Source organism: Kocuria turfanensis, from assembly GCF_001580365.1.
In the GTDB taxonomy this organism is placed as follows: Bacteria; Actinomycetota; Actinomycetes; order Actinomycetales; family Micrococcaceae; genus Kocuria; species Kocuria turfanensis.
Genome location: NZ_CP014480.1, coordinates 750,544 through 762,128 on the forward strand (window position 1 = coordinate 750,544; position 11,585 = coordinate 762,128).

Here is an 11,585-nt window from a genome sequence, read left to right on the forward strand (position 1 = left end):
GGTGAGGACGGTGTCGAGCGAACGGAAGGTGAACAGGAGGGAGGGAGGCGCCCTCAGAGGACGAAGAGCACCAGCACCACGGCCAGCGCCGCCAGCAGGACCAGCAGCAGGAGCCCGAACCAGCGGCCTCCGGCCCCGCGCCGGTACTCGCGCGGTTCGAGCAGCTCCAGGCCGCCCGCCGCCGTGGCGGGCACCGGAGCGGCCGGCGGTTCCGGCTCCTCCTCGGCCTCGGGCCACGCCCCGGCCGGCTCCGGCACGGCGGACGCCGAGGGGGCGGTCCCGGAGGAGGCGGTCTCCGACGGGGCCGATAGTGGTTCCGCCGGCGGCGCCTCCGTGTCGCCGGGATCCTCCGGGACCGCCGCGTGCGAGCCGTGGTGCTCGGCGGGGGCGAGGATCTCGATGTGCGTCAGCGCGGCCAGCTCCTCCGGCGCGAGCCGGTTGCTGAACAGGGAGGGATCGACGTGCACCGGGTCGTGGCCCACGTGCCCGTCCGCGCCGGCCACGCCGTCCGCGCCGGGGAACACGACGGTGATCTGCTCGGTCGCCTCCGCAGGCGCGGGTTCCCCCGCCGTGGGCTCCCCCGGCGTGGGCTCCCCCGGTGTGGGCTCCCCCGGTGTGGGCTCCCCCGGCGCCGGCTCGGCCGACGAGACCTCGACGGGAGCGGACGGCGCCACGGGCGGTTCCGGCGTCACGGGCGCGGGGACCCCGGCACCGCCGGCGGAGGACGCGTTGGCCTGCTCGGCCTGGGCGGCGAGCTCGGCGAACCGGCGCTGCTTCTCGAGCAGCTCCGGGTCGGCCGGGTTCCCACCGGCCTGCTCCAGCTCGCGGGAGCGTTCGGCCAGCTCCCGCTGCAGGCGGGCCAGCCGCCGCGGTCCGAGGGGCTTCACGGGCCGCACCGGCACGGCGTCCCCGCCGAGGTCGATGATCGGGGCCGGCCCGGAGGGGGGCGGCTGCCCGGCGTCCCGGGTCCCGTCGTCCCGGGTCTGGTCGCCGCCGGACATCAGGGGGCCTCCACCGGGACGGTGCCCGGGTGCGCGCCGACGTGACCGGCCTCCGCGCTCGGCTCGGGACCGAGGTACAGGCCGTACTTGTTGATGTACTGCACCACACCGTCGGGCACGAGGTACCAGACGGGCTTGTGCTGGGCCACCCGGGCCCGGCAGTCCGTGGAGGAGATGGCCATGGCCGGCACCTCCAGCAGGTTCACCCCGCTGGACCCGACGGGCGCGGCGAGATCGTGCCCCGGACGCGTGACCCCCACGAAGTGGGCGAGCTCCCACAGCTCCTCGGCGCCCTTCCACGTCAGGATCTCCGCCATGACGTCGGCGCCGGTGATGAAGAACAGGTCCGCCTCCGGGCGCTGGCGCTTCAGGTCGCGCAGGGTGTCCACGGTGAACGTCGGGCCGTCGCGCTCGATGTCGACGCGGCTGACGGTGAAGCGCGGGTTGGACGCCGTGGCGATCACCGTCATCAGGTAGCGGTGCTCGGCGGGGCTGACGGCCCCGGCGGCCTTCTGCCACGGGTGGCCGGTGGGCACGAACACGACCTCGTCGAGGTCGAACTCCCCCGCCACCTCGGAGGCGGCCACGAGGTGACCGTGGTGGATCGGGTCGAACGTCCCGCCCATCACGCCCAGCCGGGTGCGTCCGGGCCGGCGGGGCGGGACGGCCGTCCCCGTCGCGGGCAGGTCCCGGGAGCGGGCGGAGGCGTCCTGGGCGGCGGTCGTCACGACGAGGGGACTCCCTGGCTCAGCCGTGCCGCTTGGCGGCGTACTCGGCGAGCAGCGCACGCTCGTCCGCCGGCAGGTCCGCGGGATCCTGGTGCTGGCCGGCCTCCGGGCTGAGCCCGCGGTTGGCGAAGGACATCGCCACGATCATCAGACCGATCAGCACGACGAACACGGAGACGCCCCAGACGGCGGGCGGGATCCCGGCCTCGGCGGCGGCGTGCCCACCCTCGACGGCGGCGAGGACGGTGGTGACGGACTGCTGGAACATGGGGATCCCTTCTGGTGCCGGCGCGGGGCCGGAAGTCGGTGAGCGGCCCGTGCCGCCTCGGCCGGCGGGCCCGGACGGTTCTCATGGTACTGAATCCGCGGCGGGCCCGCCGCGTGCGGCTCAGGCGCGGACGTGCCCGTCGCCCTGGACGATCCACTTGGTGGTGGTCAGCTCCTCCAGGCCCATCGGGCCGCGCGCGTGCATCTTCTGCGTGGAGATGCCGATCTCGGCGCCGAGGCCCAGCTGCCCGCCGTCGGTGAACCGGGTGGAGGCGTTGACCATGACCGCGGCGGCGTCGATCTCCGCCACGAACCGCTCGGCGTGGGCGAGGTCGTTGGTCACGATGGCCTCGGTGTGCCGGGTGGACCAGCGGTCGATGTGCTCGAGGGCCTCGTCCAGGGAGTCGACCACCTTCACGGCCAGGTCCATGGACAGGTACTCGGTGGCCCAGTCCTCGTCGGTGGCGCGGACGTGGTGGCTGCCGGCCGGCAGCATCGCCTCGGCGCGCTCGTCGACGTGCAGGGTCACCCCGGCGCGGTCGAGGGCCGCCAGGACGGTGCCCCCGTGCGCGAAGCCGCTGTGCAGCAGCAGCGTCTCCGTGGTGTTGCACGTGCTGGTGCGGTGGGTCTTGGAGTTCACGACGAGGTCGACGGCCATGTCCTTCGACGCGGAGTGGTCGACGAACAGGTGCACGTTGCCCTCGCCGGTCTCGATCACGGGGACCTTCGCGTTCTGCACGACCGACTGGATCAGCCCGTGCCCGCCGCGCGGGATGAGGACGTCGACCTTGCCGCGGGCGCCCATCAGGGCGTTCGCGCCGTCGCGGCCGTACTCGTCGATGCTCTGGACGCAGTCCACGGGCAGCTTCACGTCGGCGAGGGAGTCGCGGATGATGCCGACGAGGGCCCGGTTGCTCTCCTCCGCGGCCGAGCCGCCGCGCAGCAGCACGGCGTTGCCGGACTTCAGCGCGATGCCGGCGATGTCGACGGTCACGTTCGGGCGGGCCTCGTAGATGGCGCCGACCACGCCCATGGGCACGCGCACCTGGCGCATCCGCAGGCCGTTGGGCAGGGTGCTGCCGCGGACGAACCCGCCCACGGGGTCGGGCAGCGCGGCGAGCTCGCGCAGGCTTTCGGCCAGGCCGGTGATCCGCTGGGCGTCGAGCTTCAGGCGGTCCAGCAGGGCCTCGGAGGTCCCGTTCACGCGGCCGCGCTCGAGGTCCTTGGCGTTGGCGGCGAGCACGACGTCCTGCTTGCGCTCGATCCGGTCCGCGATGGCCAGCAGCGCGCGGTCCTTCCAGGTGCGGGTGGCGCGGGCGAGGACACGGGCGGAGCCGCGGGCGTCGTCGGCCATGGCGGACACGCCGGCGACCGGGTCCTCGCCGAAGGTGGCGATCACGCCGGTGTCGGACACGACCGCCTTGCCGGTCGCGGGGGTGGCTTCGTCGGTGGTCACGGAATCGTGTGCGGCGGAAGTCATTTCTTCAGTTTAGTCCGCGCGCCCCGGGCGCGCAGGACCACCAGGTTGTCCACGTGCACGAGCTCCCGGCTGTAGTCGTCGCCGAGCTCGTCCGCGAGGACGGAGGTGGACTTGCCGAGCATCGGGGGGATCTCGTCCGAGGAGTAGTTGCTGAGCCCGTGGGCGATCTCCCGGCCCTCCGGGTCCCGCAGCGAGACCGGCTCCCCCGCCTCGAAGGTGCCGGAGACCCCGACGACGCCGGCGGCCAGCAGGGAGTTGCGGTCGCGGATCGCCTCCACGGCGCCCGGGTCCAGGGTGAGCGAGCCCTTGATGTCCGCCAGGTGGGCCAGCCACAGCAGCCGCACGTTGCGGCGGCCCCCGGAGGTCGCGAACCAGGTCCCGACGTCCTCCCCGTGCAGGGCGCGGGTGATGTTCTGCGCCGAGGTGACGAGGGCGGGGATGCCAGAGGCCGCCGCGATCCGGGCCGCCTGGACCTTGGTGACCATGCCGCCCGAGCCCACGCCGGCGGCGCCCACGGAGCCGATCTGCACGCCCTCGAGGTCCTTGATGGGGTCGTTGACCACCGGGATCCGGTCCCCGCCCTTGCGGGGGTCCTTGGTGTAGAGGGCGTCGACGTCGGAGAGCAGCAGCAGGACGTCGGCCTTGATCAGGTGGGCGATGAGGGCGGCGATGCGGTCGTTGTCGCCGAACTTGATCTCCTGGCTGGACACCGCGTCGTTCTCGTTGACGATCGGCAGCACGCCGAAGTCCAGGAGCCGCTCGATCTGGCGGTGGGTGTTCTTGTAGTGGCTGCGCCGCATGAGGTCCTCGGCGGTCACCAGCACCTGCCCCACGGTGACGCCGTAGCGGGCGAAGGACTCGATGTAGCGGCCCATGAGCAGCCCCTGGCCCACGGCGGCCGCGGCCTGCTTGCCGGCGAGGTTCTTGGGCCGCCGGGACAGCCCCAGGGGCGCCAGGCCGGCCGTGATCGCGCCCGAGGAGACGAACACGATCTCGATGCCGCGCGCCTTGGTCTCCCCCAGGGCGTCCACGATCATCCGCACGGCCTGCTCGTCGATGGAGCTCTCGATGGACGTCAGCGACGACGAGCCGACCTTCACCACCACCCGGTGGGCGCGCGGGATGTCCTCCCGGCGCTCGATCGGGCTGCGCCGGTTCTTGCCGCGGTTCTCGCTGCTGAGCTGGACCGCGGACTTCTCCGCGACCTCCTCGAGGCGTTCGACGTCGATCTGGGTCGTCTGCTCGTTCATCCTGTGCGTCTCCCTGTGCGGTGGGGGTCGTCGGTAGGGGGGTCGGTCGTGATGGTTGTGCGGCGGGTCGTGGTCGTCGGTGTCGTCGCTGCCGGGGCGGTCGTGTCCCGGGGCGGTCGTGTCCCGGGACGGTCGCGGCCCGGGCCGGTCCTCGGGCGTCGGTGCCGCGTCGGTCGTGTCCGCGTCGGTCTTGTCCGGCTCGGTCGTGCCGGGTCCGGCTCGATCGTGTCCGGGTCGGTCGTGTTGGGGTCGGTCGTCGTTCGTCGGTCGTCGGTCGTCAGTCGTCGGTGCCGGGGTCCGGCTCGGCCGCGCCCCGGCGGGCGTCGACCGACTCGGTCCACACCCCGGCGGTGCGCTCGGCCTCGAGCTCGGCGCGGGCCGCGGCCTTGGCGTCCTTGCGCTCCTGGTACTGCTGGCGCTTCTGCTCGCGGGTCGGGCGGTCGATGTCGGCGAAGCGCAGGTCGGTGCCGCGCGGGCCGGCGAGCAGCTCCGCGCCGCCGACCATCGTCGGCTCCCAGTCGAAGACCACGCCGTTGTCCTCCGGGCCGATGAGCACGGCGTCCCCGGGCCGGGCGCCCTGCTTGAACAGCCCGGCCTCCACGCCGAGCTTCGCGAGCCGGTCGGCGAGGTAGCCCACCGCCTCCTCGTTGTTGAAGTCGGTCTGCAGGATCCAGCGGTCGGGCTTGTCCCCGCGCACGTGCCACAGCGGCTCGAGGTTGCGCTCCTCGCGGGTGATGGTGAACTCCGGCCCGCGCACGCCCTTGGGCCGCAGCACCACGCGCGGGGCCTCCGCCGGGGCCGGGCGGGCCGCCCGGGCCTGCTCCACGACCTCGCCCATCGCGAAGGTCAGCGGACGCAGCCCCTCGTGGGAGGCGGTGGAGATCTCGAAGACGCGGTAGCCCCGGGACTCGAGCTCGGGGCGCACGAAGTCGGCCAGCTCGCGGGCCTCGGGCACGTCGATCTTGTTGAGCACCACCAGCCGGGGCCGTTCGTTGAGCGGCAGCGCGTCCCCGCCGTCGAGGTCGCCGTCCACGGCGTAGCCGGCGAGCTCCGCCTCGATGGTCTCCAGGTCGGAGATCGGGTCGCGGCCGGGCTCGAGGGTGGCGCAGTCCAGGACGTGCACGAGGGCGGCGCAGCGCTCCACGTGGCGCAGGAACTCCAGGCCCAGTCCCTTGCCCTCGGAGGCCCCCGGGATCAGCCCGGGCACGTCGGCGACGGTGTAGCGCACGTCCCCGGCCTGGACGACCCCGAGGTTGGGCACGAGCGTGGTGAACGGGTAGTCGGCGATCTTCGGCCGGGCCGCGCTGATGGCCGCGATCAGGCTGGACTTGCCGGCGGAGGGATAGCCGACGAGGGCGATGTCCGCGATCGACTTCAGCTCCAGGACCACGTCCCGGGACTCGCCCGGGGTGCCCAGGAGGGCGAAACCGGGGGCCTTGCGCTTGACCGAGGCCAGGGCGGCGTTGCCGAGCCCGCCCTGCCCGCCGGGGGCGGCCACGAACTCGGCGCCCTCGCCCACGAGGTCGGCCAGGACGTTGCCGTCGCCGTCCTTGACCACGGTGCCGTCGGGCACGGAGAGCACCAGGTCCTCGCCCTGGTGGCCGTGCCGGAGGTCGCCCTTGCCGGGCCCGCCGTTGGGCGCGGACCGGTGGGGCGCGTGGTGGTAGTTGAGCAGCGTGGTGGTCTGGCCGTCCACGCGCAGGATCACGTTGCCGCCGTCGCCCCCGTTGCCTCCGTCCGGCCCGCCGAGCGGCTTGAACTTCTCGCGGCGGATGGACACGCAGCCGTGCCCCCCGGAACCGCCGGAGACGTGCAGGACGACGCGGTCGACGAAACTGGCCACGGAGAGCTCCTCTGGGTCATGAACGGGCGGGCCCGCGCACGGGCCACGTTAAAACTGTAGAGGGCGGGCGCTGGACGCACCCACCCTCCACAGATCAGACATGGGTGGTGCGGGACGGAGCCCGCACCGGGGGCCGGCGGACCGGCCCGGTCGACTACTCGGCGGCAGCCTGGATGTTGACGACCTTGCGGCCCCGACGGGTGCCGAACTCGACCTGCCCGGCGGCCAGGGCGAACAGGGTGTCGTCGCCACCGCGGCCGACGTTCAGGCCGGGGTGGAAGTGCGTGCCGCGCTGGCGGACGAGGATCTCGCCGGCGTTGACGGTCTGGCCGCCGAAGCGCTTCACGCCGAGGTACTGCGCGTTGGAATCCCGACCGTTGCGAGTGGAGCTCGCGCCCTTCTTGTGTGCCATGAGGTGTGCCTACCTTCGTGTTGGGACTGGCGTCCGGTATGTGGAGGGGGAATCGCGCCGATCAGGCGTCGATACCGGTCACCTTGACGGTGGTCAGCTCGGCCCGGAAGCCCTGGCGCTTCTTGTAGCCGGTCTTGTTCTTGAACTTCTGGATGGAGATCTTGGGACCGCGCAGGTCGCCGACGATCTCTGCCGTGACCTTCACGTTGGCCAGGGTCTGGGCATCCGAGGTGATCTTGTCCCCGTCGACCAGCAGAAGAGCAGGAAGCTCGATGGTGCTGCCTGCTCCGCCGGCGACGCGGTCAAGGGTAACGAGGTCTCCGACGGAAACCTTTTCCTGGCGGCCGCCAGCGCGGACAATCGCGTACACCACTTGGGAACTCACTTCTCTCGACGTCATGTGTAAACAGTGTGGGTCGAGCGCACCCCTGTCAGGACCAACGACGTTGAGACGAGCTGACGGTGACCGGCCCGTGGGACCAGGCCGTGGTCAGCGCAGGTTCGCCGCAATTCAGGAACTGCACCCGCATGTGCCGCCAGGTGGGGTGTCGAGTTGGAACACGCGCGCACCGGCATGGCACCGAAGATCAAGACTACTCGATCCCGTCAATGCCCGCCAACCGAACCGCCGCGACCGGCGCGTCGAAGAAGTCCCGCTCCAGGGCGCAGGCCTCCAGGAACACCTCCCGCATCCGCTCCCGCACGGCTGGGGACGCGCCCCGGGCGGCCTCGTCGAGCAGCTCCCGGGCCGTGCGGGTCGCGGCCTGGAACCCCTCGTCGGCGTAGGTGGCGAGCCAGTCCGCGTAGGGGTGCTCGCCGGTCCCGGCGGCGGCCGCGAGCTCCCCCAGGTGCCGGCCGACATCGGCGTAGACCCAGAAGCACGGCAGCACCGCGGCGAGGCCCACCGGGTAGGGCTCCGCGGCGGTGGCCGCGAGCAGGAAGGAGGTGTAGCGCCGGGTCACCTCCCCGGGCCCGGCCCCGGCGGCCCCCGTCGCGGCGTGCTGCAGGCGGGCCCGGTGCAGCTCGCTCTCCGTCTCGGTGCAGGAGACCGCGCCGGTCGCGAAGAACAGCCGCTGCCGCTCGTCCGGGGCCCGGGCGGCGAGCAGGGTCAGCGCCCGGCTGTAGCCGTCGAGGTACTGCAGGTCCTGGTCGAGGTAGGCCAGGAACCGCTCCGGCTCGAGCCGGCCGTCGCCCAGGCCGCGGACGAAGTCGAGCTCCTCGATCTCCCGGCGCACCCCGGCGGAGGCCGCCCAGAGCTCGTCGCTGAACCGGGCCGGTGCCGCACCCCAGCTCTCGAGCGCGTCCTGGACGTGGTGGAAGTGGTGCACGGGGCCGCTGCCGTGGCCGACCGCCAGGTCCCCGGAGCGCTCGAGCGCCCCGCGCAGCCACTCGCGGGCGATTCCGAGGCTGTGCGCCCAGTCCCCGTGCCGGGCCTGCAGGGTGGCCAGCGCCGAGGAGAGCGAGCAGCCGGTGCCGTGGGAGTTCTCGGTGGGCACCCGGGCGCCGTCGAACGCGACGAGGGGCTCCGGCGCGTCCGGGCCCACGAGGGCGTCGGGGGTGCGGTCCCCGGTGAGGTGCCCGCCCTTGACGAGCACCAGGGTGTCGTGGGCCCGGGCCACCCGGTGGCCCTGCGCCAGGGCCTCCGCCCAGGAGGAGGCGATCTCCTCCTGGGCGAGGACCGCCAGCTCCGGCAGGTTCGGGGTGACGAGGTCGGCGTGGCGGAGCATCGCGCGCAGCGCGTCCTCGGCCTCCCGCTCGAGCAGGCGCCCGCCCGAGGTCGCGACCATGACGGGGTCCAGCACCACCACCGGCGGCCGGTGGTCCTCGAGCCAGCGGGTCACCGTCTCGATCACCGGCACGGAGCCGAGCATGCCGATCTTCACCGCGTCGATCTCGACGTCCTCGGCGACGGCGTCCAGCTGGGCGGCGAGGAACTCCACCGGCGGGACGTGCACGCCGCGCACCCCGAGGGTGTTCTGCACCACGACGGCCGTCACGGCGCTCATCCCGTAGCCGCCCATCGCCGCGATCGACTTCAGGTCCGCGTGCTGTCCCGCCCCGCCGGTGGGGTCGGTGCCGGCCACGGCCAGGACGCGGGGCACCCGGGGACTCATCGGGCCACCTCCTCGGGGACGCGGCCGAAAGCGCGCACGTAGCGGGCGGCCGCGGCCGCGGGGTCGGGGTCGGCGCAGATGCCGGAGACCACGGCCAGCCCCGCCGCCCCGGCGGCACGCAGGGCCGCGGCGTCCTCGACCCGCACCCCGCCGATCGCCAGGCACGGCAGGGCGGTGCGGGCCGCGGCACGGGCGAACCCCTCGACGCCCAGCGGCTCGGGGTGGTCGGGCTTGGTGCGGGTGGCGCGCACGGCGCCGACCCCCAGGTAGTCGACGGTGCCCGGGGGCAGGGCGGCGGCCGCGTCGAGCTCCGGCGCCGTGGCGGCGCTCAGGCCCAGCACCGCGTCCGGCCCGCAGATCCGCCGGGCCAGCTCCACGGGCAGGTCGCTCTGGCCGACGTGCACCCCGGCCACGGGCGCGCCGGCCGCCCGGGCGGCCAGGTAGGCGTCGGCGCGGTCGTCGACGAGCACGGGGACGTCCCGGCCCACGCGCTCCGCGACGGCCACGAGCAGGGCCACCAGGTCCCGGGCCGGGGCGTGCTTCTCCCGGACCTGGACCATGGTGGCTCCCCCGGCCACGGCGGCCGCCACGACGTCGGGCACGCTGCGCGGGGCGCTGAGCGCCGTGTCGGTCACGAGGTGCAGGGTTAGGGCGGCGGGATCGAGACGGGCGCTCACCGGGCACCCTCCTCGCGCACGAGCTCCGCCCGGGCGGCGAGCTGCTCCGGCGTGATGGCGTGCAGCCGGTCCAGCAGGGCCACGGCGAAGGACCCGGGGCCGGCGCAGTCGGCGGCGGCGTCCTCGGCCGCCAGGGTGTACACCGTCGTGGCGGCCGTCGCCGCCGCGGCGGGGTCGGCGCGCACGGCGGTGAAGGCGGCCATCAGGGCGCCCAGGGCGCAGCCCCCGCCGGTGATCCGCGTCAGCAGCGGCGTGCCGTGCGGCACGCGCACCACGCCCCCGTCGGGGGCGCGCACGAGGTCGACCGGACCGGAGACGGCCACGGCCGAGCCGGCCTGCGCGGCCAGCACGGCGGCGGCGTCCCGGGCGGCGTCGACGCCGTGGGTGGCGTCCGTGCCCCGCCCTCCGGCGCCGCCGGCGAGGCCGATGATCTCCGAGGCGTTGCCGCGCACGATCGCCGGCCGGTGCCGCAGCAGGTCTCGGGCCAGTGCGGTGCGCACGGGCAGGGCGCCCACGGCCACGGGGTCCAGCACCCATGCGCGGCCGGCCCGCTGCCGGGCGCCGACGGCCTCGTAGGCGGCCCCGCGCTGCTCGGCGGTGGGTGTGCCGGTGTTGACGAGCAGCCCGTCGGCGAGCTCCGCGAAGACTCCGCCCTCGCCCTGGATGTCGGTCATGGCCGGGGAGGCGCCCACCGCCAGCAGGACGTTGGCGGTGACGTTGGCGACCACGGTGTTGGTGATGCACTGCACCAGCGGCGCTGCGGTGCGCAGCTCCTCGAGGGCCGTGGCGGCGTCCTCGGCGAGCGCGTGGTCCGGTGGCGCCCCCTCGGCTCCTGCGGTGCGGGCGGGCGGGGGTACGGCATCGCGCATCAGCGACATCCCTTCGCTAGTACTGGCTAGATCAGGTTCGACGGGTGTGATCTCAGCCGCTCGCGCGGCACCCCGTGTCAGGTGTTCCGCCAGTCTAGCCGCCGGCCGGTGCCGGGCGCGGCGGGGCCGGATCCGGCCGTGGACCGCCGCACGAGGCGGCCGCCCGGTCAGAAGAATCCGTTGCCGTGCGGCATCCGCTCCGGGACGGGCTGGACGACCTCCCAGTGCTCGAGGATCCGTCCGTCGACGACCCGCCACAGGTCGTAGCAGCCTGCCGGGCGCCGGTCACCGTGCTCCGGGGCCTCGCCGTCGGGCTCGAGCACGCCCTCGGTGACGGTGAGGACGAAGTCGCCCTCGCCGAGCACCCGGTGGAGGGCGTGCCGGGCGAGCCGGGCGCCCGGGCCGGCGCCGTGCTCGACGTAGCGCGGGTCGCGGGCCAGCTCCGCGAGGGCCTCCCGGTCGGCGCCCAGGAGCCGTTCGTGCACCCACTCGGTGATCAGCGCCTTGTTCGCCGCGGTGTGCTCGTGGTCCGTGACCTGCCGGGGGCCGTCGATCCGGTGGGCGCCGGCGGCGCCGCCGGGCAGCGGCGCGTAGGCGTCCCAGTGCTCGGCGAGGCGGTCGCCGGCCACACGGAAGACGTCCACTGCCACCAGGGGCTCCGGGGCGAGGCCGTGGTACACGCAGTGGACGGCGACCATGTCCCCGTCCTCGAGCATGCGCAGGTTGTCGATCCGGAAGTCCTCGGGGAGCTGCTGGAGGACGGCGCGGAGCCCCTCCCGGCCGTCGGCCCCGAGGGCGGAGTGCTGCCGGAAGTCCGGGGCCCAGTACCGGTCGAGGGCCGAGGGATCCCGGTGTCCGAAGAGGTCGGTGCCGGCGGTGAGTACGATCTGCTTGCTGCTCATGGCCATCCCCTCGGCGCTGCGGGCCGGGGGTCCGCCCGGTCG

The 11,585-nt window shown here is 74.3% G+C and carries 12 protein-coding genes and 1 riboswitch; all 12 genes read right to left on the reverse strand.

Annotation, left to right across the window (positions count from 1 at the left end):
- Nucleotides 1-53: 53 nt before the first annotated feature.
- Nucleotides 54-1,001, reverse strand: a complete 948-nt coding sequence (locus AYX06_RS03425; protein WP_062734501.1) for a hypothetical protein — start codon at nt 999-1,001, stop codon at nt 54-56.
- Nucleotides 1,001-1,627, reverse strand: a complete 627-nt coding sequence (gene nadD, locus AYX06_RS03430; protein WP_062736856.1) for a nicotinate-nucleotide adenylyltransferase — start codon at nt 1,625-1,627, stop codon at nt 1,001-1,003. Before nadD ends, AYX06_RS03425 begins: the two co-directional genes overlap by 1 nt.
- Nucleotides 1,628-1,748: 121 nt before the next feature.
- Nucleotides 1,749-1,997, reverse strand: a complete 249-nt coding sequence (locus AYX06_RS03435; RefSeq protein ID WP_062734503.1) for a hypothetical protein — start codon at nt 1,995-1,997, stop codon at nt 1,749-1,751.
- A gap of 120 nt (nt 1,998-2,117) precedes the next feature.
- Nucleotides 2,118-3,476 carry a glutamate-5-semialdehyde dehydrogenase gene (locus tag AYX06_RS03440; protein ID WP_261775372.1) on the reverse strand — a complete coding sequence of 453 codons (1,359 nt, stop codon included), beginning with the start codon at nt 3,474-3,476 and terminating at the stop codon, nt 2,118-2,120.
- Nucleotides 3,473-4,726 carry a glutamate 5-kinase gene (proB, locus tag AYX06_RS03445; protein ID WP_186815595.1) on the reverse strand — a complete coding sequence of 418 codons (1,254 nt, stop codon included), beginning with the start codon at nt 4,724-4,726 and terminating at the stop codon, nt 3,473-3,475. Before proB ends, AYX06_RS03440 begins: the two co-directional genes overlap by 4 nt.
- 277 nt (nt 4,727-5,003) lie before the next feature.
- Nucleotides 5,004-6,569, reverse strand: a complete 1,566-nt coding sequence (gene obgE / locus AYX06_RS03450; RefSeq protein ID WP_062734505.1) for a GTPase ObgE — start codon at nt 6,567-6,569, stop codon at nt 5,004-5,006.
- A gap of 154 nt (nt 6,570-6,723) precedes the next feature.
- Nucleotides 6,724-6,981: a 50S ribosomal protein L27 gene (gene rpmA, locus AYX06_RS03455; RefSeq protein ID WP_017834601.1), complete on the reverse strand. Its 258-nt coding sequence runs from the start codon at nt 6,979-6,981 to the stop codon at nt 6,724-6,726.
- A 61-nt stretch (nt 6,982-7,042) separates the two neighbouring features.
- A complete protein-coding gene (rplU, locus tag AYX06_RS03460) occupies nt 7,043-7,354 on the reverse strand; it encodes a 50S ribosomal protein L21 (RefSeq protein ID WP_062734507.1) in 312 nt (103 codons plus the stop codon).
- A 220-nt stretch (nt 7,355-7,574) separates the two neighbouring features.
- Entirely contained in the window at nt 7,575-9,095 is a 1,521-nt protein-coding gene (locus AYX06_RS03465; protein WP_062734509.1) for a bifunctional hydroxymethylpyrimidine kinase/phosphomethylpyrimidine kinase, read from the reverse strand.
- Nucleotides 9,092-9,772: a thiamine phosphate synthase gene (gene thiE, locus AYX06_RS03470; protein WP_062734511.1), complete on the reverse strand. Its 681-nt coding sequence runs from the start codon at nt 9,770-9,772 to the stop codon at nt 9,092-9,094. The genes AYX06_RS03465 and thiE overlap by 4 nt, the downstream gene beginning before the upstream one ends.
- Nucleotides 9,769-10,641, reverse strand: coding sequence for a hydroxyethylthiazole kinase (gene thiM / locus AYX06_RS03475; protein ID WP_062736859.1), 873 nt, complete (start codon nt 10,639-10,641; stop codon nt 9,769-9,771). The genes thiE and thiM overlap by 4 nt, the downstream gene beginning before the upstream one ends.
- Nucleotides 10,633-10,726: riboswitch (TPP riboswitch) on the reverse strand. It overlaps the preceding gene by 9 nt.
- Nucleotides 10,727-10,808: 82 nt before the next feature.
- A complete protein-coding gene (locus AYX06_RS03480; RefSeq protein WP_062734513.1) occupies nt 10,809-11,543 on the reverse strand; it encodes a nuclear transport factor 2 family protein in 735 nt (244 codons plus the stop codon).
- Between the last annotated feature and the right edge of the window lie 42 nt (nt 11,544-11,585).

Excerpts from the sequence above, each read along its gene's own strand:
- AYX06_RS03425 (WP_062734501.1), bottom strand. The coding sequence starts at position 1,001 with ATGTCCGGCGGCGACCAGACCCGGGACGACGGGACCCGGGACGCCGGG.
- nadD (WP_062736856.1), bottom strand. The coding sequence starts at position 1,627 with ATGGGCGGGACGTTCGACCCGATCCACCACGGTCACCTCGTGGCCGCC.
- AYX06_RS03435 (WP_062734503.1), bottom strand. The coding sequence starts at position 1,997 with ATGTTCCAGCAGTCCGTCACCACCGTCCTCGCCGCCGTCGAGGGTGGG.
- AYX06_RS03440 (WP_261775372.1), bottom strand. The coding sequence starts at position 3,476 with ATGACTTCCGCCGCACACGATTCCGTGACCACCGACGAAGCCACCCCC.
- proB (WP_186815595.1), bottom strand. The coding sequence starts at position 4,726 with ATGAACGAGCAGACGACCCAGATCGACGTCGAACGCCTCGAGGAGGTC.
- rpmA (WP_017834601.1), bottom strand. The coding sequence starts at position 6,981 with ATGGCACACAAGAAGGGCGCGAGCTCCACTCGCAACGGTCGGGATTCC.
- AYX06_RS03465 (WP_062734509.1), bottom strand. The coding sequence starts at position 9,095 with ATGAGTCCCCGGGTGCCCCGCGTCCTGGCCGTGGCCGGCACCGACCCC.
- thiM (WP_062736859.1), bottom strand. The coding sequence starts at position 10,641 with ATGCGCGATGCCGTACCCCCGCCCGCCCGCACCGCAGGAGCCGAGGGG.
- AYX06_RS03480 (WP_062734513.1), bottom strand. The coding sequence starts at position 11,543 with ATGAGCAGCAAGCAGATCGTACTCACCGCCGGCACCGACCTCTTCGGA.